This window comes from Actinacidiphila sp. bgisy160 (assembly GCF_057707815.1).
In genome coordinates, this window is sequence record NZ_JBYIQW010000030.1 from 19,801 (window position 1) to 39,642 (window position 19,842).

At 70.3% G+C, this 19,842-nt stretch carries 24 protein-coding genes and 5 pseudogenes; 14 read left to right on the plus strand and 15 right to left on the minus strand.

Going from position 1 to position 19,842, the window contains the following annotated elements:
- Nucleotides 1-91: 91 nt before the first annotated feature.
- The 9 genes from AC3EUJ_RS22715 to AC3EUJ_RS22755 all read right to left on the minus strand — a co-directional run bounded on the left by AC3EUJ_RS22715 (nt 92) and on the right by AC3EUJ_RS22755 (nt 5,527).
- Nucleotides 92-370 (minus strand): gas vesicle protein K, encoded by a 279-nt coding sequence (locus tag AC3EUJ_RS22715; protein WP_431964154.1) that lies wholly within the window; start codon nt 368-370, stop codon nt 92-94.
- A complete protein-coding gene (locus AC3EUJ_RS22720; protein WP_431964156.1) occupies nt 367-597 on the minus strand; it encodes a gas vesicle protein in 231 nt (76 codons plus the stop codon). Before AC3EUJ_RS22720 ends, AC3EUJ_RS22715 begins: the two co-directional genes overlap by 4 nt.
- Nucleotides 584-1,405 (minus strand): GvpL/GvpF family gas vesicle protein, encoded by an 822-nt coding sequence (locus tag AC3EUJ_RS22725; protein ID WP_431964158.1) that lies wholly within the window; start codon nt 1,403-1,405, stop codon nt 584-586. Before AC3EUJ_RS22725 ends, AC3EUJ_RS22720 begins: the two co-directional genes overlap by 14 nt.
- A complete protein-coding gene (locus tag AC3EUJ_RS22730; protein ID WP_431964160.1) occupies nt 1,402-1,821 on the minus strand; it encodes a gas vesicle protein in 420 nt (139 codons plus the stop codon). Before AC3EUJ_RS22730 ends, AC3EUJ_RS22725 begins: the two co-directional genes overlap by 4 nt.
- Entirely contained in the window at nt 1,818-2,063 is a 246-nt protein-coding gene (locus tag AC3EUJ_RS22735) for a gas vesicle protein GvpG (RefSeq protein ID WP_431964162.1), read from the minus strand. The genes AC3EUJ_RS22730 and AC3EUJ_RS22735 overlap by 4 nt, the downstream gene beginning before the upstream one ends.
- 1 nt (nt 2,064) lies before the next feature.
- The gene (locus AC3EUJ_RS22740; RefSeq protein WP_431964164.1) at nt 2,065-2,799 is read right to left on the minus strand and encodes a GvpL/GvpF family gas vesicle protein; all 735 of its coding nucleotides are present in this window, start codon (nt 2,797-2,799) and stop codon (nt 2,065-2,067) included.
- A 17-nt stretch (nt 2,800-2,816) separates the two neighbouring features.
- Nucleotides 2,817-3,275, minus strand: coding sequence for a gas vesicle structural protein GvpA (locus AC3EUJ_RS22745; protein ID WP_431964166.1), 459 nt, complete (start codon nt 3,273-3,275; stop codon nt 2,817-2,819).
- Nucleotides 3,276-3,324: 49 nt separating this feature from the next.
- On the minus strand, nt 3,325-3,672 hold the full coding sequence (locus tag AC3EUJ_RS22750; protein WP_431964168.1) for a gas vesicle protein GvpO: 348 nt from the start codon (nt 3,670-3,672) through the stop codon (nt 3,325-3,327).
- 1,588 nt (nt 3,673-5,260) lie between these two features.
- Nucleotides 5,261-5,527, minus strand: a complete 267-nt coding sequence (locus AC3EUJ_RS22755) for a metal-sensitive transcriptional regulator (RefSeq protein WP_431964170.1) — start codon at nt 5,525-5,527, stop codon at nt 5,261-5,263.
- A 188-nt stretch (nt 5,528-5,715) separates the two neighbouring features.
- Between AC3EUJ_RS22755 and AC3EUJ_RS22760 the strand changes: the two genes are divergently transcribed.
- The 7 genes and pseudogenes from AC3EUJ_RS22760 to AC3EUJ_RS22790 all read left to right on the plus strand — a co-directional run bounded on the left by AC3EUJ_RS22760 (nt 5,716) and on the right by AC3EUJ_RS22790 (nt 10,726).
- A complete protein-coding gene (locus AC3EUJ_RS22760) occupies nt 5,716-7,089 on the plus strand; it encodes an MBL fold metallo-hydrolase (protein ID WP_431964172.1) in 1,374 nt (457 codons plus the stop codon).
- A gap of 46 nt (nt 7,090-7,135) precedes the next feature.
- On the plus strand, nt 7,136-7,501 hold the full coding sequence (locus tag AC3EUJ_RS22765) for a rhodanese-like domain-containing protein (RefSeq protein ID WP_431964174.1): 366 nt from the start codon (nt 7,136-7,138) through the stop codon (nt 7,499-7,501).
- Nucleotides 7,498-8,244, plus strand: coding sequence for a sulfite exporter TauE/SafE family protein (locus AC3EUJ_RS22770; protein WP_431964176.1), 747 nt, complete (start codon nt 7,498-7,500; stop codon nt 8,242-8,244). Before AC3EUJ_RS22765 ends, AC3EUJ_RS22770 begins: the two co-directional genes overlap by 4 nt.
- 41 nt (nt 8,245-8,285) lie before the next feature.
- Entirely contained in the window at nt 8,286-8,855 is a 570-nt protein-coding gene (locus tag AC3EUJ_RS22775; protein WP_431964178.1) for a rhodanese-like domain-containing protein, read from the plus strand.
- Between the two features lie 604 nt (nt 8,856-9,459).
- Nucleotides 9,460-9,513, plus strand: a pseudogene (locus AC3EUJ_RS22780) (hypothetical protein); the annotation flags it as partial.
- A gap of 71 nt (nt 9,514-9,584) precedes the next feature.
- On the plus strand, nt 9,585-9,767 hold the full coding sequence (locus tag AC3EUJ_RS22785; RefSeq protein WP_431964294.1) for a hypothetical protein: 183 nt from the start codon (nt 9,585-9,587) through the stop codon (nt 9,765-9,767).
- Between the two features lie 218 nt (nt 9,768-9,985).
- Nucleotides 9,986-10,726 (plus strand): SDR family NAD(P)-dependent oxidoreductase, encoded by a 741-nt coding sequence (locus tag AC3EUJ_RS22790; RefSeq protein ID WP_431964180.1) that lies wholly within the window; start codon nt 9,986-9,988, stop codon nt 10,724-10,726.
- A gap of 136 nt (nt 10,727-10,862) precedes the next feature.
- Here AC3EUJ_RS22790 and AC3EUJ_RS22795 read toward each other — a convergent pair.
- A pseudogene (locus AC3EUJ_RS22795) lies at nt 10,863-11,086 on the minus strand (helix-turn-helix domain-containing protein); the annotation flags it as partial.
- Between the two features lie 220 nt (nt 11,087-11,306).
- On the opposite strand from AC3EUJ_RS22795, the gene AC3EUJ_RS22800 reads away from it, so the two are divergent.
- From AC3EUJ_RS22800 to AC3EUJ_RS22815, 4 genes and pseudogenes are all read left to right on the plus strand, one after another.
- Nucleotides 11,307-12,707: an NAD(P)-binding domain-containing protein gene (locus tag AC3EUJ_RS22800; RefSeq protein WP_431964182.1), complete on the plus strand. Its 1,401-nt coding sequence runs from the start codon at nt 11,307-11,309 to the stop codon at nt 12,705-12,707.
- A gap of 73 nt (nt 12,708-12,780) precedes the next feature.
- Complete coding sequence (locus AC3EUJ_RS22805) at nt 12,781-13,239, plus strand: ArsI/CadI family heavy metal resistance metalloenzyme (protein WP_431964184.1); 459 nt, start codon at nt 12,781-12,783, stop codon at nt 13,237-13,239.
- Between the two features lie 5 nt (nt 13,240-13,244).
- A pseudogene (locus AC3EUJ_RS22810) lies at nt 13,245-13,996 on the plus strand (MFS transporter); the annotation flags it as partial.
- Between the two features lie 256 nt (nt 13,997-14,252).
- Entirely contained in the window at nt 14,253-14,618 is a 366-nt protein-coding gene (locus AC3EUJ_RS22815) for an ArsR/SmtB family transcription factor (protein ID WP_431964186.1), read from the plus strand.
- 214 nt (nt 14,619-14,832) lie between these two features.
- On the opposite strand, the pseudogene AC3EUJ_RS22820 reads toward AC3EUJ_RS22815, so the two are convergent.
- The 3 genes and pseudogenes from AC3EUJ_RS22820 to AC3EUJ_RS22830 form a co-directional block, all read right to left on the minus strand.
- Nucleotides 14,833-15,132: pseudogene (locus AC3EUJ_RS22820) on the minus strand (FAD-dependent oxidoreductase); the annotation flags it as partial.
- Complete coding sequence (locus AC3EUJ_RS22825) at nt 15,129-15,878, minus strand: aquaporin (RefSeq protein ID WP_431964188.1); 750 nt, start codon at nt 15,876-15,878, stop codon at nt 15,129-15,131. The pseudogene AC3EUJ_RS22820 and the gene AC3EUJ_RS22825, both read right to left, overlap by 4 nt.
- Nucleotides 15,879-15,913: 35 nt before the next feature.
- The gene (locus tag AC3EUJ_RS22830) at nt 15,914-16,228 is read right to left on the minus strand and encodes an ArsR/SmtB family transcription factor (protein WP_431964190.1); all 315 of its coding nucleotides are present in this window, start codon (nt 16,226-16,228) and stop codon (nt 15,914-15,916) included.
- Nucleotides 16,229-16,299: 71 nt separating this feature from the next.
- On the opposite strand from AC3EUJ_RS22830, the gene AC3EUJ_RS22835 reads away from it, so the two are divergent.
- The 3 genes and pseudogenes from AC3EUJ_RS22835 (at nt 16,300) to AC3EUJ_RS22845 (ending at nt 17,275) form a co-directional block, all read left to right on the plus strand.
- Nucleotides 16,300-16,713 (plus strand): arsenate reductase ArsC, encoded by a 414-nt coding sequence (locus AC3EUJ_RS22835; protein WP_431964192.1) that lies wholly within the window; start codon nt 16,300-16,302, stop codon nt 16,711-16,713.
- 20 nt (nt 16,714-16,733) lie between these two features.
- Nucleotides 16,734-16,903 (plus strand): annotated as a pseudogene (locus AC3EUJ_RS22840) (thioredoxin-disulfide reductase); the annotation flags it as partial.
- A gap of 195 nt (nt 16,904-17,098) precedes the next feature.
- Entirely contained in the window at nt 17,099-17,275 is a 177-nt protein-coding gene (locus AC3EUJ_RS22845; RefSeq protein WP_431964194.1) for a hypothetical protein, read from the plus strand.
- 171 nt (nt 17,276-17,446) lie between these two features.
- Here AC3EUJ_RS22845 and AC3EUJ_RS22850 read toward each other — a convergent pair whose 3' ends face one another.
- Together AC3EUJ_RS22850 and AC3EUJ_RS22855 are read right to left on the minus strand one after the other, a co-directional pair.
- Nucleotides 17,447-17,767, minus strand: a complete 321-nt coding sequence (locus AC3EUJ_RS22850; protein ID WP_431964196.1) for a hypothetical protein — start codon at nt 17,765-17,767, stop codon at nt 17,447-17,449.
- 445 nt (nt 17,768-18,212) lie between these two features.
- Nucleotides 18,213-19,676: a multicopper oxidase family protein gene (locus AC3EUJ_RS22855; protein WP_431964198.1), complete on the minus strand. Its 1,464-nt coding sequence runs from the start codon at nt 19,674-19,676 to the stop codon at nt 18,213-18,215.
- Nucleotides 19,677-19,842: the final 166 nt, after the last annotated feature.

Below are 19,842 nucleotides of genomic sequence, written 5' to 3' on the forward strand. Positions count from 1 at the left end.
TCTCCACCACGATGTGTCCGTCGAAGCGAATCAAGTCCGATGTGTCCGTCGAAGCGAATCAAGTCCCCCCTTGGCTGTGTCCCGTAGAGAGTCAGTTGCGCGGCAGCAGGGTTCCCAGCGGCCCGAGATCCAGATTGAGGTCCTCCGGCCGCAGTCCGTGCTGGTCGCATAGCTCGGTCATCCGCCGCTCCAGCATCATGAGCGTCAGCCCGATGCGCTCGACCTGTTCATCGTCCAGGTCGCCCTGCTCCACCCTGCGGATCGCCTGGCGTTCCATCAGTTGTCGGAGCAGCTCGACGACGGTCAGCACCAAGGCCAGCAGGTCGCGTCCGACGGTGTCGGGGTCCACATCGACTCGGGAGCCCGTCATAGTGACCCCAAGTCCGCCCAGGGAGCGGGAACCCTCTCGTTCACGGATGACAGGAGGGCGTGCAGCGACAGTCGTACCAGCGGCACGTCAGCAATGGCGATCACCACGTCCCCGCTGATCACCACTCCCGTGGCCAGGAGCCGGTCCAGCAGATCCACCAGTGGTACACCGATCGGCCCTTCAAGGGGCTCGGGTTCCTGCCACGGGACGGGTTCAGCGATCGCCATGAGCACCGTCCTCTCCTGCGAAGGAATAGGGCACCCATGGGCCAGACAGTTCGATCAGTGCTTCGGTGCGCTGCCGCAGCGTGATCACCGCTTCCGTGAAACGTGCCGTCTGGCCCTCGTCCACCAGATAGGCGCCGTTGAGGACCTGGGCGCTGTGGCGTTCGGTTGATTGTTGGTCCTGGAGCCTGAGCCGGCGTGCCGCCGCGGCCACGCCTCGGAGCACGGCGTCCGCTTCCTCGGCGGCTTGCAGCGCGGCGCGCCGGCCTTCTTCTCGTGCCCGGTGTGTACCTCGCACCCGCTCAAGGTAGGCGCGTCCGGCACCGGACGTCGGCGACCCGGTCGGCACTCGAGTAGGGACGGCGGTGCGGTCCGCGTCTGTCGCTGCTGATGCATACACCTTGACGCCCCACTCGGCCCGGCCTTCGACGCGGTCCAGCACAGCGTGGAAGCGTGCCACGTCGGCGCTGAGTGCCTGCCGGGCGCGTTCCTCGCTGCTGTAGAGAGTCGCCAGTGCCATCGGCGCAGCAGGCCCGTGGGCGGCGACGGCCGTCACCACCTCGTGGTGGGCGCGGGCGCATCGCTCCAGCTCATGGGGGTCGGATAGTCGCTCGGTCCAGGAGCGGCCGTCGGCTTCGGCCACCGGCACCTCTTGTACGACGGCGTGCAACTGCTCGAATGGCAGCGCCCGCACGGGGGCGGTGGTGATCCCCGGCAACCTGGAGAGGACATCCTCGTCCACGTGGCGGCAGACGGCGAAGACGTAGGCCGCCGCCGTGGCGGGCGGCACTGCGGGGACGGGCTGCGTCATGGCACCGGTCGCTCCTCGGCTCGTCGGGCTCGTTCGCTCGGCCGGCCCTGCTCGATGTCTTCGTTCGCTTCCGGGGCGGCCGTACCGTCCCCAGGCCCCCCGGCGTCCCGCGAGGACTGGGGTGCAGCGAGTTGCTCGCGCAGTCGCCGGTTCTCCTCTGTCAACTCTTGGCGCGCGGCGCGGGAGGAGAGCGCTGGATCGGTCTCCCACCAGTCGATGCCTGCCTTCTTCGCGGTGTCGACGGAAGCGACGAACAAGCGAAGCCGGATGGTGAGCAGCTCGATGTCCAAAAGGTCGATTTTGATGTCGCCGGCGATGACGATGCCCTTGTCCAGCACGCGCTCCAGGATGTCGGCGAGATTGCTGGTGGAGGGGCCGGGGAGCGGGCCGGCTCGCCGGTAGTCGACCTCGGTCACTGGGTCACCCCCGGGCCCGTGCTCGCTTCCAGCCGGTCGAGCAGCCGGTCCTCTTCCCGCTCGAAACGAGCCAGGTCGATCTCGCCGTCCTCCAGCGCCTGGTTCAGCGCGGCCAGTTGGGCGCGGATCACTGCCGGGTCGTTGACCTCGCGGTCGGCGGCTTCGGCAAGCTGGTCGGCGACCCAGACCACCCCTTTGACGGGGGCCAGCGGCGCGCTGAGCAGTGCGGTGAGCAACCCCATGTCAGGCCCCTGTCCCTGCTGCGGCGGCAGTGGCGCCCTCGGGCTCGGTGAAGCTGTAGCAGGGCAGCGGCCCGGCCACGCGCAGCTCGACCCGGCCCTGGTACCTGACGGACAGGTGGTCGGCAGTCGCCCGGAAGGCCGGGATGTCCTGCCGGGCGACAAGGAACGATGTGTTCATGACGGTGCCGGCGACCTGCGGCCCGTGAGAGCGGGCGACTGCCAGCGCCGCTAGTTCCGGCACGATCTCCTTTGCGGCGTCAACCGCTCGGTGCGCCAGGGTGCGGACCACCGCCTCGCCCAGGCGCACGCTCGCCTCATACCCCGGGCAGCGGTGTGCGTCCTCACGCAACTGCCGAATCCGGGGTTCCTCGGCGACCAGCGCTGCGAGCGCGCCGGTGGCGGGCAGTGCCTTGACGTTCATTTCCACGCGGTCCCTCAGCCGTTCGAGCGCGCGGAGATTCTGCTCCTGGCCGGCTTCCAGTTGCTCGTGGAGCGACTCGGCGTTCGGAGCCAGCATTCCGAAGCGCATCGGCAGCACCGGTCCGTCGATGGCCAGCGTGAGCAGCACTTCCTGGTGGGCCAACAAGTCCCGCCGCCGCGCACGCAGAGGGACGGGTGCGGCACTGATCACGGCCGCGGTCTCGCCCACGGGCAGCAATTCCGGGGCTGCAGGCGGTGTGCCCACCCCACGCAATTCCGCCGGCAGAGGGTGGTCGAAGGCGATGATGCCGTACACGTATGGCCCAGGCGCGGTCACTGCTCACTCTCCCGCCTGCGGCGTCCCTTCTCGGTCTTCGCCGGGGCGGTGCGGCGCCGCGGCCGCGCCTCCGGCTCGCCTTCCTCGTCGCTCTCATCGGAGCCGCCGACGACGTCGCGCAGTTTCTCGCCCACCGACTCAATGGTCTTTTTCACCTTGCGTTTCCCCATGGCCTTGGCTGCCGACCCGCCCAGCAACTCGGGGATTGTGGTGCTACGCGAGGTAGCCTCCAGGTCCAGTCGGTTGCACGCCTCGGCGAACTTCAAATACGTGTCCACGCTGGCGACCACGATGCGCGCGTCTATCTTCAGGATCTCGATGCCGACCAAGGAGACCCGGACGAAGACGTCGATGACCATGCCGCGGTCCAGGATGAGTTCGAGCGTGTCGTACAGCGTCCCGGCACGCGGTACGTACACGACCTCACTGCTGGAGTAAGTGGTGGTCGTGGCCATGGTCCAGGTGGTCCTCTCGGCAGGCTTCCGGTGGGCGCCGGCAGGCTGTTCAGTGGTTGGCGGTGCCTCTGTGGTAGCGGCAGACCCTGCGGTACTCGGCAGGCCGCCCGGCTCCGTCGAGTTCCACCTCGTATGTGGCCAGCAGGCTGGTCGTATCGGGGATGCGAGGCACTTCCAGCACATCGACGGCGACGCACCAACCGTCTTCGGTGCGCCGCACGGCGCACACGCTTTCGATGCGATGGACGATGAAGCTCTGCAGCCAGTCGCAGGCGGTGCGGGCGGCCTTCTCAGGCCCGACCTCTGGGACCGCTTCCCGATCGGCGTCCCCTGAGCTACCGCCGGCGCGCGCGCCCTTGATGGCTGTACTGGTACGAGTGCGGCGTTCCTCCGGCATGACACCAGCGTCACCGGGCCACCCCCTGCACGCATCCTCAAAGCGGCCGATCCGGCGATCACTGTGGGAACGCGCCCGCGGTTCACGGCGTTCTCACCGTTCAAGTGCAGCACCAGCAGCACATCGCCAACCGTCTCCCGCTCGACACCGGGCTGCAGAAACCTGGCGGGCGAGCTCCTCAAGTGGCCTTGCGCCCGCCTTCAGCCGGCATCTTCCGGACAGCTGCGCCACCACGTCAGTTCGCCCGGCCAGATGACCTGGCGACTGGGAAGCCGTTGCCTTTCCGTAGCTGATTGCTGCGCTTCCACTGGTCAGACATGGTGTCGTCTGGTCGCGCGGAGCTGGCTGACCGACACGAGGCCGGGGATGCTCATCGACCAGTAGATCACCGCCTCCGCACTGTCGGTGCGCGCCTCCAAGTCAGGCGGCGGGCGCCCATCAGCCACGCGAACCTGCGCTCCCCCAGCCACCTTTTGGGCAGCACGATGAATCCGCTGGTGTCGTCGCTGCTTCTGACCACGGTCGGGGCGATCCGCAGCACGCTGCGGGCAAGGTCAACCTGCCGGCGGCGGTAACCCTTTGGCCGGCCGCCCCGACCCTCCAGCCAACCCGGCACCGGCAGCACGTCCTGCACCACTGCCCGATCAGTGTCCGTCAGGTCCCACCGATAACGCCGCACCGTTGCCGTAGACACGCGCGAGACAATCACACGACCAAGGAGCCGAGTCGGACCCGGCCGACGCGGGGGCGTACTACTGCGACAACAGGGCCTCCTGGCGCTCGTTGGTCTCGACAACCACGAGTTCCACAGGAGACCCTGCTGTCACGCATACCCGACCGGGAGATCACCCGACCGGGAAGCCACACTCGAACCGACGCTCAGCAGGCCACCGCTCCGGGACCGGCCGAGCCTGCTGAGGTCGTGCCGCTCGAATGGGCAGGCGGGCACGTCGAGGTCGCGAACGTCGAAGCCGCTGGCGCGGAGCCGGGCGACGTCAGTGTCGACGTGGCGGCTATGGCAAAGCGCCAGCGCGTCCAGGACGTAAGGCGAGGGCGCCGATCTGGATTTCTGCGAACCAGCCCAGCCCAGCCCAGCAACAGGGCCGCCGTGAAGCAGACGTGAAGTAGGTGGTTGACCGTCCCGCCGGGCGTGTCGACCGCGTCGTCCCCGGGCGAGAAACATCACCAAGACCCACGGCACCATTGCAGTGGCCGGCGTCATGCGCAGCATTGACGGCGAGATCAGGCACATCCTCGCGCCGTCACCCGGCATCCCCTGACACAGACCGCGTGTGACAGCGCGACCTCTCCGACGGAGCCTTGTCGCCTTTGTGACCACCGCGGCGGCTTCTCCGCAGGCCGACACCTCGAACGTCTTGCCTGGACCGCAGGGGCAGTCCCTCCGCAGCGACTGCTCCATGTCCACCAGCCGCCCGGCCCGCATCGCGAGCATCCGGGTCACGATCACCCGGAGTTCCTGCACAACGGCGGGCCGCGCTTGTGGCCGTGGCTTCACAGAGCCATCCACGACACGCTGTGCGCGCCACCCGATTTGGACATCGAGCCGGAGCCGTGAGCGGCCCCCGGGTCACGCCAGGGCGAGGAAGAGCTTCTCCAGTTCCTGCTCGCTCATGGGGGGCGCCTGATCGTCCGCGGCGGCCATGCACTGGCGCATGCCGCTGGCCACGATCTTGAAGCCGGCCCGGTCCAGGGCACGGGAGACCGCGGCGAGCTGCGTGACGACATCCTTGCAGTCCCGGCCGGCCTCGATCATGGCGATCACCCCGGCCAGCTGTCCTTGAGCCCGGCGCAAGCGGTTGAGCACCGCGGCTGTCGCTTCCTGGTCCACCTGCATCGGATGCCTCCTTCACGAGCAACGGCTCATCATACCCCGATGGGTATGCCCACCAGAGGCTTCGACCGTCAAGCCGCCTGGCTCAGGCAGGACGTCCGGGGGCCGGCCAATGCTCGACAGATACGGGCGGGGGTATATGCTTCTCTTGAAAGAGATACCCCTGGGGGTATTACAGAGAGGAGTCGGACATGTACTTCGTGGAGACGCTCGCGGTCGAGGGGCTGGGAAACCGCAGCTATCTCGCGGGAGGAACGACACGCGCCGTGGCGGTCGATCCTCCGCGTGACATCGAGCGGGTCGTCGCAGCCGCGGCGCGAAGGGGAGTGTGGATCACGCACGTCGTGGAGAGCCACATCCACAACGACTACGTCACCGGGGGCCTGGAGCTGGCCCGGATCACCGGTGCGGCCTACCTGGTACCGGCCGGGGCGCACGTCTCCTTCAACCGGGTGCCGGTGGCCGACGGGGACACCGCTGTCATCGACGAGGGTCTGGCGCTGCGGGCGGTCGCGACACCCGGTCACACCCCGCACCACACCTCCTACGTCCTGGAGGACGGCGGGACTCCGGTGGCCGCGTTCACCGGCGGGTCGCTGCTGATCGGCACGGTGGGGCGGCCGGACCTGGTCGAGCCCCGGCTCACCGAGCAGCTCGCCCGGGCCCAGCACGCATCGGCGCACCGGCTGGCACAACTGCCCGACGAGGTGCGGGTGCTGCCCACCCACGGGTTCGGTTCCTTCTGTTCGTCCGCCCAGGCCGAGGGCGAGGCCAGCACCATCGGCGCCGAGAGGGTCCGTAACGACGCCCTGGTCAAGGATGTGGACTCCTTCGTCGCTGATCTGCTGGCCGGGCTGGACGCGATCCCCGCCTACTACACCCATATGGGTCCGACCAATGCCGCCGGTCCCGCCCCGGTCGACCTGACCGCGCCGAAGCGGGCGGACGCGTCGGAGATCGCCGCGCGGCTGGCCGCCGGCGAGTGGGTGGTGGACCTGCGCAACCGTGTGGCCTTCGCCGAAGGGCACGTCGCCGGTTCCCTGAACTTCGAGCTCCAGGGGCAGCTGGCCACCTACCTGGCCTGGCTGATCCCGTGGGGCAAGCCGGTCACCCTGCTCGCCGAGAGCCCCGAGCAGATCGCCGCGGCCCAGCGTGAGCTGGTCCAGGTCGGCATCGACCGCCCCGCTGCGGCGGCCACCGGTAACCCCGGCCAGTGGGTGGCGGACTCCACCGACCTGCGTTCCTTCCGCCGCGCCGACTTCCCCGCCCTGGCCAAGGCACGCGAGGCGGCCGAGACCGGGGACGAGACCGAGCGGGTCGTGGTCCTGGATGTCCGCCGCGACTCCGAGCGGGCCGGCGCCCGCATCGACGGCTCGGTGCACATCCCCCTCCACGAACTGCACCAGCGCCTGCACGGGGTTCCGGCCGGCACGGTGTGGGTGCACTGCGCGGGCGGCATGCGCGCCGCGATCGCCGCCTCCCTGCTCGACGCGGCCGGCCGCGACGTCGTGGCCGTCGACGACTCCTTCGACACCGCCCGCGAGATCGGCCTGGCCACCGGCTGACCGCCGGGTCCCGGCCGCTCCCATCAACACCGAACGCAGGACGACCATGCCGCTCTTCTCCCGCAACCCCGCTCCCGCGGAACTCACCGTCACCGAAGCGCACCAGCGCGTGCGCACCGGACAGGCGGTGCTGCTCGACGTCCGCGAGGCCGACGAATACGCCGCCGGACACGCTCCCGGCGCCGTGTGGCAGACCCTGGCCGCCGTCGCCGCCGGAGCCCCCCTCCCCGACAGCGTCGGGGACCTTCCCGTGCTGGCCGTGTGCCGCTCCGGGAACCGGTCACGCAAGGCCGCCGAACTGCTGGCAGCCCGGGGCGTCCACGCCCTCGACGTCACCGGCGGCATGCGGGCCTGGTCCGCCGCCGGCCTGCCGGTCCGCACCGGCACTGGTCACGACGGGCAGGTCATATGACCCTGCTCGTCCTCGCCCTGGTCGCCGGAGCCGTGGTCGGCCTGGCACTGGGCGGGCTCGGTGGCGGCGGCAGCATGCTCGCCGTCCCGGCCCTGATCTACCTGCTCGGCTTCACCCCCGCGCAGGCCACCACCGCAAGCCTGGTCATCGTCACCGTCACCTCACTCACCGGACTGATCGCCCACGCCCGGGCCGGACGGGTCCGCTGGCGCACCGGAGCCCTGTTCGCGGCGGCCGGACTGCCCGCCGCCGCAGCCACCGGCGCCCTGTCCTCGGCCATTCCCGGCGCCGTGCTCACCGCCGCGTTCGCCCTGCTGGCCGCCGTCGCCGCCTGGCGCATGCTCACCCCACGGCGCAGCAGCGGCCCCGTGCGGCCAGCAGGTCCCGGCCGGTCGGCGGCCACCGGTGCCGGCCTCGGCGCCGTGACCGGGCTACTGGGCGTCGGCGGCGGATTCCTCGCCGTCCCCGCCCTGGTCTCCGTGCTCGCGCTGCCGATGGCCGAGGCCGTCGGCACCAGCCTGTTGGTCATCTCCGCCAACGGCGCCGCCGCCCTCGCCCCCCGCCTGGGCAGCACCGGAAGCCTGGACTGGGCCGTCGTCGGCCCGTTCACGGCCGCCGCGATCCTGGGCGCATGGGACGGCAAACGCCTCGCCGACAAACTCTCCGGCGCCACCCTCCGGAAGATCTTCGCCATCGCCCTGCTCGCGGTGGCTGCCCTGATGCTCCTCGACGCCCTCACCTGAACCCCCACACCGAACAGCACCACGCGAAAGGAACCCCTCCCATGACCCCCACCCCCCTGACCACCGCACAGCTCCAGCCCCGCCTCGGCCAGCTCACCGTCATCGACGTCCGCTCCCCCGGCGAGTACGCCTCCGGTCACATCCCCGGCGCCCACAACATCCCCCTCGACCAGCTCCAGCGCGCCCTGCCCGCACTGCGCGCCGCCGCCGACCGCGGCGAACTCGCCCTGGTGTGCGCCTCCGGCGCCCGCTCGGCCACCGCCTGCGACCAGCTCGCCACCGCCGGCATCCCCGCCGCCACCCTCATCGGCGGCACCACCGCCTGGGCCCAGGACGGCAATCCCCTCGAACGACCCGCCGGCGGCCGCGCCACCTGGGCCATGGACCGCCAGGTCCGCATGGCCGCCGGCTCCCTCGTCCTCATCGGCCTGCTCGCCGACCTCGCCCTGCCCGGCGCCCGCTGGTTCTCCGCCGCCGTCGGCGCCGGGCTGGTCTTCTCCGCCGCCACCAACACCTGCGCCATGGGCAACCTGCTCGGCAGGCTCCCCTACAACCGCCCACGCACCGCCGCAGCCGATCTCGACAACACCCTCGCCGCCCTCCACCGATGACTCCGCTCCCCCACGGTTGAGTCGGCGGAGCCCTGCGCACGTCGAACAGGTCAACTTGGCCCTGGTCACGCCCTGGTCACCAAGAACGGACGCCGCCGGGAACCCGCGGGCGAGGTCATCGCGCCGACCGGGTTCCGTCCCGACCTGTCGTACCTGTCGGAGATCCGGCTCGGCCCGGACGAGCGGTGGCGGGCCCCGACCGCCCTCGCCGTGACCGCTATGAACAGACCCCCTCCATCGCCGCTGCCTTGTCCGGCGACATCGGGGCCGCCGCACACGCCGAGCCCCCCTCCCCGCCACCGGCATGTGGGGCGGAGCCGACCTGTTCGTCCAGCTCCGGGCAGGCGTGCGGATGCCTCCAGCGGGCTGGGGGACGAACTGGCCACGGCGGGCTGGCTGCGCAGTGTCCGCATCGCCGAGGCGGAGAAGTTCGAGCACGTCACCTATTACGTCAACGGGAGGGACAGCACCGTCCGGAATGCCGAGGAGCACGTGCGGGTCACCGGGGATCAGGCGCCCGCCTACCTGAGCAGAGCGCAGATGAAACTTCAGCCGGGTCACCGAAGCGGTGCCGAAGGCCCTGGCCCGCACCGATGCCGATCTGGTGTTCGCCAACCTCGCCACCATCGGCGTCGTCGGTCACGTCGGCGACCACGCGGCCACCGTGAAGGCGCGCGAGCCCACCGACGCCGCCATGGCCCGTGTCCTTGACGCGACCGGTCCCGCGCGGTGCTGTACCCGCACAACCCGTCCGCCGACCCGGTCCGCGTCTGTCTCGGCGCGGTCCTGCCCGGCCTTGCCGCCGAGAAGCTCCACTTCGCCGACGGCGCCATGCACACCACCCAGGAGGGCAAGGAGCACTACGCCCACCTGGACGCGTTCGGCCACGTCTGGCCCACCTACACCCCGTAAGGAGGAACAGCTCGGCCAACGCCCGTACCGTCAGGCCCGGGTACCACCAAATTGCCAACCCCGAAGGATCTGGCATGCACATACTCGTGCCCGTCCTGGTTCTGGCCTTGGTACTCCAGTGCGACTTCGTGATGAGGACGAGGTAGCTCCCCCGGTCCTGAAAAGCGAGGTCGGATTCCCGCCAGCGTGCAAGGCCGGATCCCGCGATGCTCAACGTCATGAACCGACTCGAAGGAAACGTGACCTTGGTGACCGGCGGAAGCCGGGGCATCGGCGCTGCTGTGGCACTCCGTCTGGCTGAAGAAGGTGCCGACGTCGCCCTGACCTACGAAAGCAACGCGACGTGCGCCACCGACGTCGTGGAGCAGATCAAGGCCATCGGCCGCCGGGCGCTGGCCGTCCAGGCCGACAGCGCGGCCCCTGAGGCCCTGACCGCTGCAGTCAACGAAACCGTCGCGACATTTGGCGCGCTGGACATCCTGGTCAACAACGCCGGAGTCTTCCTCGTCGGCCCACTTGAGGACGTAGGGCCAGCAGAGATCGACCGCACCCTGACGGTGAACGTCCGGGCGCCGTTCGTGACATCCCAGGCGGCGGTACGTCACATGGGCGAAGGGGGCCGCATCATCAGCATCGGCAGCAATATGGCCGAACGCGCGGTCTTCCCCGGGATGGCGCTGTACTCGATGAGCAAGACCGCCCTCGTCGGCATGACCAAGGGCCTGGCCCGGGAACTCGGCCCCCGTGGGATCACCGTCAATCTGGTGCACCCGGGTCCCACCGACACCGACGCCAACCCAGCTCACGGTCCCAACGCCGGCACCATCGCCGGCTTCACGGCCCTGGGCCGTTATGCGGAAGCGGCCGAGATCGCCGCCACCGTCGCCCATCTGGCAAGTTCCGACGGTCAGTACATAACCGGAGCAACGATCAACGTCGATGGAGGATTCACCGCCTGATGCGGGAGCCTACATCGCACAGACACTCCGAGCTGGTCCGTGTTGCCGGTATCCGCTGGAGCACCGAGGAGTGCTTCCAGGCCGCTCCCGCTGGCTTCTGGCCGTGTTGTGTGCGCCGCGTGCTCCTGTTAAGGGTTCAGGCTGCCGGTGACAGCAGGCCCGCGAGTCTGGGGAGAACGCCGGGCGCCACCCGGTAGTACACCCCAGCCGGCCCGCCGCTCGGACACCAGGAATCCGGCCTCGCGCAGTTTGCGCAGGTGGGTGGCTGACGGTGGGCTGCGAGACGCCGACGTCCTGGATGTCGCAGACGCAGGCCTCCCCGCCGGATTGGGCGGCGACCCTGGAGCGGAGTGTTCTTCTCGCCCCAGCGGCTGGCAGCACTCCAGCGACGCGGTGATGTCCAGAACGCCGGAGTCAAATGAGACGCACTTCTTCATCTCCCCTCATCTCATCACTTTCCGACCCCACGAGGGAGGAGGGATTCCCTTCTCACTGATTCGACGTATCTCTATGTTGACGAATATCTATTCAGGGTCCATGCTGAGGGGCATAGACACACATCGAAACCGAGGAGCGCTCCGTGACCCCGCCCGCTACTGCCGAGCTGCCCATCGCCGTCATCGGGGCCGGACCCATCGGTCTGGCCGCCGCCGCCCACCTGGTGGAGCGCGGTCTCCTTCCCCTCGTCCTGGAGGCCGGACCGGGGGCGGGCACCGCGCTGCGCCAGTGGTCGCACGTGCGGCTGTTCTCCACCTGGTCCGAGCTCACCGACGAGGCCGCCGAGAAGCTGCTCGCGCCCACCGGATGGACCGCGCCCGACGCCGCCTCCTACCCCACCGGCGGTGACTGGGCCGCTCAGTACCTGGAGCCCCTGGCCGGCGTCCTCGGCGAGAGGATCCGCTACGGCGCCACCGTCACCGGTGTCTCCCGCGCCGGGCGTGACCGCATCGTCGACGCCGACCGCGACACCCAGCCGTTCGTGCTGCACGTGAGGTACGCCGACGGCCGCGAGGAGCGCGTGGTGGCGCGCGCCGTGATCGACGCCTCCGGCACCTGGACCACGCCCAGCCCGGCCGGCGGCAACGGTCTGCCCGCGCTGGGTGAGAAGGCCGCGGCCGACCGCATCACCTACCGCGTCCCGGACCTGAAGGACCCCGCCGTGCGGGCCCGTTACGCGGGCAGGCGCACCGCTGTGATCGGCTCCGGGGCCTCCGCCTTCACCGCGCTCGCCCTGCTCGCCGACCTGGCCAAGGCCGAGGACAGCAGCGGCACGCACGCGGTGTGGATCCTGCGCCGCGGGATCTCCGGCTCCACCTTCGGCGGGGGCACCGCCGACCAGCTGCCCGCCCGCGGCGCGCTCGGCCTGGCCGCCAAGGCCGCCGTCGACGCCGGCCACGCCGACGCCGTCACGGGCTTCCGCACCGAGGCGATCGAACGCGACAGCGACGGGCGCCTGGTGCTGGTCGCCGACGACGGGCGGCGGCTGGAGCCGGTCGACGAGGTGATCGTGCTGACCGGGTTCCGGCCCGACCTGTCGTTCCTGTCGGAGATCCGTCTCGGCCTGGACGAGCGTTTGCAGGCCCCCGTGGAGCTGGCGCCGCTGATCGACCCCAACGTGCACTCCTGCGGCACCGTCTACCCGCACGGCCGCAAGGAGCTCTCCCACCCCGAACAGGGCATCTACCTGGTCGGCATGAAGTCCTACGGCCGAGCCCCCACGTTCCTGGCCATGACCGGCTACGAGCAGGCCCGCTCCGTGGTCGCCGCCATCGCCGGTGACCTGGAGGCCGCCGACCGGGTCGAGCTGGTGCTGCCGGAGTCCGGCGTGTGCGGCGGGGCCGGCCTGTTCGACACCCCCGACACGCAGCAGGACACCGCAGGCGGCTGCTGCTCGGCCCCTGCTCCGCAGCTGATCCAGATCGCGCCCGGCGCCCTGACCCTCCCGGTCGCCGGCACCACGGGTTCCGGCAACTGCTGCTGACCTTGTGCCGGTTCCGGGGCCGGTGAGCCGGCCCCGGAACCGGCCCCCTTTCCCACCCTCTGGAGGAACGACGATGTCCCGGCTCCAGCTCGCTCTGCGCGTCCCCGACCTCGACGCGGCCGTCGCCTTCTACAGCAAGCTGTTCGCCGCCGAGCCCGCCAAGCTCCGCGACGGCTACGCCAACTTCGCCATCGCCGAGCCCCCGCTCAAGCTCGTCCTGTTCCAGGGCGAGCCCGGCGAGGACACCCGCATGGACCACCTCGGCGTGGAGGTCGCCTCCACCGACGAGGTCACCGCCGCCACCACCCGCCTGTTCCAGGCGGGCCTGGCCACCTTCGAGGAGAACGACACCACCTGCTGCTATGCCCTGCAGGACAAGGTCTGGGTCCACGGCCCGGGCAAAGAGCCCTGGGAGGTCTACGTCGTCAAGGCCGATACCGGCGACCTGACCCAGCAGCCGGCCGGCACCTGTTGCACCACCGACACCGCACCGGCCGAACCCGCCTCGGCGGCGGCCGGCGGGTGCTGCTGACCACCGTGACGGAAGTGAACTCCCGCGCGGCCGGGACCGGAGCAAAGGACCGGTCCCGGCCGCGCGCCGCGCTGCCCGCCCTCTGCCTGACGCAAGTCACCAGCAGGGGCGTGGCCTACTAGGCCTTCCCGGTCCTCAACCCTGCGATCACCAAAGACACCGGCTGGTCCCAAGCCGCGACCACCGCGGCGTTCTCCGCCGCGCTGCTCGTCTCCGCCCTGGCCGGGATCCCCATCGGCCGCATCCTCGACACCCGCGGCCCCGCACCGTCATGACCGCCGGTTCCGCCCTGGCCACGCTCGCCCTGCTCCCCATCGCCGCCGCCCCCACCCTCGCCGTGTTCGGCCTGGGGTGGCTGCTCGCCGGAATCGCCATGGCAGCGACGTTCTACCAACCCGGCTTCGCCGCCCTCACCCGCTGGTGGGGCGAGCACCGCGTCCGCGCTCTGACCACCGTCACCCTCGCCGGCGGCCTCGCCTCCACCGTCTTCGCACCCCTCACCGCGGCCCAGGCCGGACACCTTTCCTGGCGCGCCACCTACACCGCCCTCACCGTGGTCCTGGCCGCCGTCACCATCCCCGCCCACGCCCTCGCCCTGCGCGGACCCTGGCCACCCGCCCCACCCCCGGGCGCTTCGAAGACCGGCCACGACTCGAGCGGCGTCGCCCGCAGCAGGCCCTTCCTGCTGCTCGCCGCCGCCTTCACCCTCTCCGGGTTCGCGATGTACGCGGTCGCCGCTCCCACCGGCCTTTTGCTGTCGGCACCGAGGGTTGAGGGCCTCCTGCACTTCGCGGCCACCGTCAGCGTCTGCCGCCTCGTCCTCACCCTGCGCGCGATCACCCAGTTGCGTACGCCGGCGTGAGCAACCCGGCAAAGATCTGGGACGCAGGGGACGGCACGGCTCTCCCGCCACCAGCACCTCCCGCATCGCATGCCCCTTGACCAGGCGCCCGGATCGCTGCCGCTGAAGGACATCCGAACCTGAATGGTTCGACGTGTGTGAACATAGACGCATGTCGAAAGTCAAAGGTCTGCCGGTACCAGACCTCGAGTCCGTGGCACCGTGCTGCCCGCCGCTGACCGAGCGCGCGCTGAACGTGGAGGAGGCGGAGGTGGCCGCCCGGATGTTCAAGGCGCTGGGTGACCCGGTCCGGCTCCGCCTGTTCTCCGCGGTCGCCTCCCACGAGGGCGGCGAGGCCTGTGTCTGCGACATCTCCGACGTCGGCGTCACGCAGCCGACCGTCTCCCACCACCTGAAGAAGCTCAAGGAAGCCGGCCTGCTCACCTCCGAGCGGCGCGGCACCTGGGTCTACTACCGCGTCGAGCCGTCCGTGCTGGCCGCGATGGGCAAGTTGCTGTCCAGTGCCGCAACAGCGTGACCCAAGCCCTCCCGGGCCGGCCGACACACGTCACGCGGCCTTGGGGGTCGGGTCTGCGAGGGCCGCAGCCTCCATGCGGGACCTGCGCGCGTCCATGGCCGTCTTCAGGCGCTTGTGGAGCGCACCAGGGCGGCGATCTCGCGTGCCGCCTCACGGGCGGGACGTCCGACACCGATGAGGGTGGCGGAGGCGGGGCCGGTCCAGCGCCCCGTCCTCGTACGGGGCGCTGGACCGGCAGGTCGTAGCGCTTCTCGTACTCGCTCAGGTACGCCACGACATGGGCGGCGTCCGGGTGGATGGCGCCGGGCTGGTGCGGCATCGGCCGACCGGGAAGGGAGGAGTACGGGGCGGGAGAGAACAGGTGGAGGGAGTCCCAGGCGTGCCGCCCGGCCCCTCCGGGGCTGTTTTGCGCGTCGAGGATGACGAAGTCCAGGCCGATGTGGCGTAGGTGATAGCCGACGGCGAGGCCCGATTGGCCCGCGCCGATGACCACCACCTGCGTCGGTCGGTTCACTTCTCTATGCGGGCGAAGATCAGCGCGACCAGGGCCAGGCCGATGATGCCGCCGACGATCTGCATGCCGATGAAGCCGGGCACCGAGCCGGGAGCGATACCGGCGAAGGTGTCGGAGAAGGCCCGGCCGATGGTGACCGCGGGGTTCGCGAAGGAGGTTGAGGAGGTGAACCAGTACGCGGCGCCGATGTAGGAGGCGACCGCGACCGCCGCGAAGTGCAGTCGCCGGGTGCGGGCCAGTCCGAAGATCAGCAGCACCAGGCCCGCGGTGGCGACGACCTCGCCGAGCAGCAGGTGCCCGGCCGAGCGGTCGTGCGTGGACCACTTCACCAGCGGCTCGGCGAACATGGCATCGGCCAGGACCGCGCCGGCGATCGCCCCGGCGACCTGAGCCGGAATGTAGGCGGCGGCTTCGCGGGCGGTGACGCCGTCGCCGCCCTCGCGGCGGGAGGTCCACCACTCGGCGAGGGTGACGACCGGGTTGAAGTGCGCGCCGGAGACCGGGCCCAGCAGGGCGATGAGCACACCCAGACCGAAGACGGTGGCGATGGCGTTGGCCAGCAGCTGGACGCCGACGTCCTTGCTGAGCTCGGTGGCCTGGATGCCGGAGCCGATCACCACGGCGACCAGCGCGGCGGTGCCGACCAGTTCGGCGGCGGCCTTGCGGGTAAGCGGGACGCGCGGCGCGGGGACGACGGCGGGGGCGGATTCCGCCGTGATCTCGGGGGCGGTCTCGGTGGCGCTCAACGGGACTCCTGTCGGCGAAGCGCGAGGGGCGGGGATCAGGGGCAGGCGCGTTTGGTGTTGTTCTCGGCGGTGGCCCGGGCGGTGGCGGCCAGATCGGTGAACGACCCGGCCAGGCTCTCGAGGACTTCCGGCCGCAGCCGGTAGTAGGTGAACCGGCCGCAGGGCTCGGTCTCGACGACACCGGCCTCTCTGAGCACCTTCAGGTGGTTGGAGAGGTTGGTCTGACGGGCGCCCGTCTCCTCCACGAGATGCGTGGTGCACAGCGTCTCGCGGGCGAGCAGGCTCACGATCCGGAGCCTGAGCGGGTCCGCCAGAACCCGGATCAGATCAGTGTCGACTGACGTCAGCATGGGCTGATACTGTCACATCAGCCGGGGCTGATGCCAGCCCGGGCATCCCGCCGTAGACAAGAGAGACCACCATGTCCGACAAGCCCTCCGTGCTCTTCGTCTGTGTCCACAACGCCGGCCGCTCCCAGATGGCCGCCGCGTGGCTCACCCACCTCGCCGGGGACCGCGTGGAGGTCCGCTCGGCCGGCTCCGCCCCCGCCGACCAGGTCAACCCGGCCGTCGTCGAGGCGATGAAGGAAGTCGGCATCGACATCTCCGCCGAGATCCCGAAGGTGCTGACCGTCGAGGCCGTCCAGGCCTCGGACGTGTGCGTCACCATGGGCTGCGGCGACACCTGCCCGGTCTTCCCCGGCAAGCGCTACCTGGACTGGGACCTGGAGGACCCGGCCGGCCAGGGCGTCGAGGCCGTCCGCCCGATCCGTGACGAGATCAAGGCCCGGATCGAGGGCCTGATCGCCGAGATCGCGCGGGAGCCGAAGGCATGAGCTGACAGGTCCGCGAGGTCATCGCCATCGGCTCCGGCCCCGCCGGCTACACCGCCGCTCTCTACGCCGCCCGCGCCTCGCCGAAGCCGCTGGTCTTCGAGGGCTCGGTCACCGCCGTGGCGCGCTGATGCAGACCACCGAGGTCGAGAACTTCCCCGGCCTCCGCGACGGCATCATGGGCCCGGACCTGACGCCGGCCAACGCGCCGTAGCAACGATCCGTGACGCGATCCCTGGCGCCAAGGCCGAAGTGTGCAAGCTGGACCTGGCGTCCCTACCGTCAGTCGGCGCATGTGCCAAGACCCTGACCGATCGATTCCCCGTGATCGACCTGTTGATCGATAACGCCGGCGTGGTACGGCTCGGACCACCACAGACCACGGCTGATGGCTTCGAACTCCACCCTCGGCACCAACATGCTCGGCTATTTCTACGACTACCGCCAGCACTTCGTGGAGCGCACCGCTCCCCTCGGCAGCAACTCGAAATGGCCCAACCCGCCCGGCGCCAAGGGATTCACCCCCATGTCGAAGCGCTGGACGGTCAAGCGGACGTCCGGCTGACTGATGCTCGACCGTCGCCTGGCCCGCGACGAGGAGACTCCCCCGGTAGGTCCGAAGGACATGATCGACCTCGTCGTGATGGCCGGCGGCTCACCGGCGAGAACACCTTCTCCTGGCGCGACCCGACATCACCAGACCAAGCGTGCAATAGATAACGGGATCTTAAACCGGTCACAGATCGGCGATTTCCCCGACACGCTTAAGTGTGGAGTCGAGCGCGTCCATCACGGCGTTGTGCCGCCTCGCGCGCGCCGCCCGATCCGTCGGCACCAGCCGCGCAGCGACCTGCACGGCGTAGGCGTCCGGGTCTCCGAAGGCAGTCCGCGGATGCTCTCCAGCGTCCACGCAGTGCACCGTGACATCCTCGACCGCCTGGATTACGACTGCCCGGTCCACGCCCGGCTGCATCGCCAGTCGTACCTGGAAACGCGCCATCCACTTTTCGCGGTCCTTCTCCCTGGCCGCGTCCGTCGTCTGGTTCCTCGTCGCCACGTGCTCTCCAGGTGATCGGCAGCCTTCAGTTATGGAGTTGGACGTCGGGGTAATCGAAGTGGGTTGCGGCGAGAAGCTGATGAGTTTCAGGTGAGCCGCGGGAGCTGAACTACCTCTACCGACCCGGTCGCCGTGAGAACGTAGCAGATCACGACTTCCGGCACAGATTCTCAGCCCGACGTCAACCTCACAGGTCACTCGACCTGCTGATCTGCGGTTTTTCCCGGGGCAGTGAGGGCGGCCGTTCTCCACCCTTCGAGAGGTCGAGTCACGAAGCACGAGAGAACGGCCGCTGCCCATGAGTCTCCACCGTCCGCGGCCGAAGGGTGATCACCACGGTGGCGCCCGACCGCCGAGGTATACGGGGCAGCCGGCTGACCCACGCGCCTCCTGGGGCGCACGCTACAGACAACACAATTCGAAGTCAGCGGGGGGTGCATGGGGTCTACCGGCCGCGCACGTTCACGGTGGCCATCATGCCCAGATCCTCATGGTCGAGGATGTGGCAGTGAAATACGCTGCGCCCGGCGAAGTCGTTGAACGGGATCCGCAGGCGCACCCACCCCCGTGCGGGGACGAGGACGACGTCCTGTAGCACGCCGGCCGGCGGTATCCCGGCGCTGCCGGCAAGTACGTGGAAGGGCCAAACGTGCAGGTGGAACGGGTGAGCCATGGGGCTGGTGTTGACAACGGTCCACTCCTCGGCGGCGCCGAGGGCAACGCTCTGGTCGTTTCGGTCCGGGTCGTAAGTACGTCCGTCGATGGTGAAACGCATGCCACCCATACCTGTCCGACCCGTGCCCATGGCGAAGGTGAGTCGGCGTTTCCCGGTCACCGGGCCTCGCGGGACGGACGGTGCCGGCAGGGTCGCGGGCACCGGGGGCGTCGTTGTGGCCGGGCCGGCGGTGGCGAGAGTGGCCAGGATGACGGGACCGCTGGTGGACGGTTGACTGCCCATCATGCCGAGACTGCCGCGGTCGTAGGGGTCGCTGACCAACGCATGCCGGCCGCTGCCGGTAGGGCGCACGAGCAGGTCGGTGCGGTTGCCGGGGGCCAGAACCACGCAGTCCCGGTCGACCGGTGAGGGCAGGAACACGCCGTCCAGGGCGACCTGGGTGAGCCGGTGGCCGTCCAGCCGTAGCGCCAGCACCCGGGAAACGCAGCCGTTGATGACCCGCCACCGCTGCAGCGACCCGGGTGCGGCGGTGATGACGGGCTGCTGCTGGCCGTTGACCAGCACCAGGTTGCCCTCGCGGCCCGTCATCCTGGCCATCATGGTCGGCGAGGCGACCCGGCCGGCCCCATCCAAGGTGGTGTCGGTAACCATGAGCAGCCGGTCACCGTTGACCGGCAGGTCCGCCTCGCCCTCGGCACCGTCGACGAACAGCGCCCCGACCAGGCCGGCGAAGATCTGATCGGCGACGGTGCCGTGGTGGTGCGGGTGGTACCAGAACGTGCCCGCCGGATGCCCGACCGGAACCCTGATGGTGTAGTCGTGACTGCCACCGGGCTCGATGGTGATGAACGGGTTGTCGCTGTTGCCCGACGGGGATACGTGCAGGCCGTGGGTGTGCAGGTTGGTGGGCTGGTCGATGTGGTTGACCAGCCGCACGCGGAGCATGTCCCCGGGCCGCACCCGCAAGGTCGGCCCCGGTGAGGTGCCATTGAACCCCCACCCCGTGGTGTCCCGCCCTGCCAGCCGTACCCCTGGGGCGGCGACGAGCCGCACGTCCAGCAGCCCGGCGCGGCTGGCCAGCACCTGCGGCTCGGCCAGCCCCTGGCCGCGGGCGGCCGGCTTGAGTCGGTCGCTGGACGGGGCCCCCAGGCCAATGGCCCAGCCTGCCGCACCGGCTGCGCCCGACCCGAGCAGACCCAGCGCCCGGCGGCGGCTGATCGGCTCTCCGCTCACGGCAACATACTCCTGCGCTGCCGGTGAGCCTGCTCGTCGATCTCCGCGCGTGCGTAGGGCTCATCGAAGGATCCGGCGGGCCGACGGCCCGGCCCCCATCCGTGAGGACCCCCGGCCAAGCAGCCGACGTGGCCGCCTGGGAAGCAGTGTCGGACCGGGCGGCGTT

What these genes read in the sequence shown, in the direction of transcription:
- AC3EUJ_RS22775 (WP_431964178.1), top strand. Translation starts at nt 8,286, where the DNA reads ATGACCCCCACCCCCCTGACCACCGCACAGCTCCAGCCCCGCCTCGGC.
- AC3EUJ_RS22790 (WP_431964180.1), top strand. Translation starts at nt 9,986, where the DNA reads ATGAACCGACTCGAAGGAAACGTGACCTTGGTGACCGGCGGAAGCCGG.
- AC3EUJ_RS22830 (WP_431964190.1), bottom strand. Translation starts at nt 16,228, where the DNA reads ATGCTGACGTCAGTCGACACTGATCTGATCCGGGTTCTGGCGGACCCG.
- AC3EUJ_RS22750 (WP_431964168.1), bottom strand. Translation starts at nt 3,672, where the DNA reads ATGCCGGAGGAACGCCGCACTCGTACCAGTACAGCCATCAAGGGCGCG.
- AC3EUJ_RS22715 (WP_431964154.1), bottom strand. Translation starts at nt 370, where the DNA reads ATGACGGGCTCCCGAGTCGATGTGGACCCCGACACCGTCGGACGCGAC.
- AC3EUJ_RS22835 (WP_431964192.1), top strand. Translation starts at nt 16,300, where the DNA reads ATGTCCGACAAGCCCTCCGTGCTCTTCGTCTGTGTCCACAACGCCGGC.
- AC3EUJ_RS22770 (WP_431964176.1), top strand. Translation starts at nt 7,498, where the DNA reads ATGACCCTGCTCGTCCTCGCCCTGGTCGCCGGAGCCGTGGTCGGCCTG.
- AC3EUJ_RS22720 (WP_431964156.1), bottom strand. Translation starts at nt 597, where the DNA reads ATGGCGATCGCTGAACCCGTCCCGTGGCAGGAACCCGAGCCCCTTGAA.
- AC3EUJ_RS22735 (WP_431964162.1), bottom strand. Translation starts at nt 2,063, where the DNA reads ATGGGGTTGCTCACCGCACTGCTCAGCGCGCCGCTGGCCCCCGTCAAA.
- AC3EUJ_RS22815 (WP_431964186.1), top strand. Translation starts at nt 14,253, where the DNA reads ATGTCGAAAGTCAAAGGTCTGCCGGTACCAGACCTCGAGTCCGTGGCA.
- AC3EUJ_RS22805 (WP_431964184.1), top strand. Translation starts at nt 12,781, where the DNA reads ATGTCCCGGCTCCAGCTCGCTCTGCGCGTCCCCGACCTCGACGCGGCC.
- AC3EUJ_RS22845 (WP_431964194.1), top strand. Translation starts at nt 17,099, where the DNA reads ATGGCTTCGAACTCCACCCTCGGCACCAACATGCTCGGCTATTTCTAC.
- AC3EUJ_RS22765 (WP_431964174.1), top strand. Translation starts at nt 7,136, where the DNA reads ATGCCGCTCTTCTCCCGCAACCCCGCTCCCGCGGAACTCACCGTCACC.
- AC3EUJ_RS22725 (WP_431964158.1), bottom strand. Translation starts at nt 1,405, where the DNA reads ATGACGCAGCCCGTCCCCGCAGTGCCGCCCGCCACGGCGGCGGCCTAC.
- AC3EUJ_RS22755 (WP_431964170.1), bottom strand. Translation starts at nt 5,527, where the DNA reads ATGCAGGTGGACCAGGAAGCGACAGCCGCGGTGCTCAACCGCTTGCGC.
- AC3EUJ_RS22745 (WP_431964166.1), bottom strand. Translation starts at nt 3,275, where the DNA reads ATGGCCACGACCACCACTTACTCCAGCAGTGAGGTCGTGTACGTACCG.
- AC3EUJ_RS22760 (WP_431964172.1), top strand. Translation starts at nt 5,716, where the DNA reads ATGTACTTCGTGGAGACGCTCGCGGTCGAGGGGCTGGGAAACCGCAGC.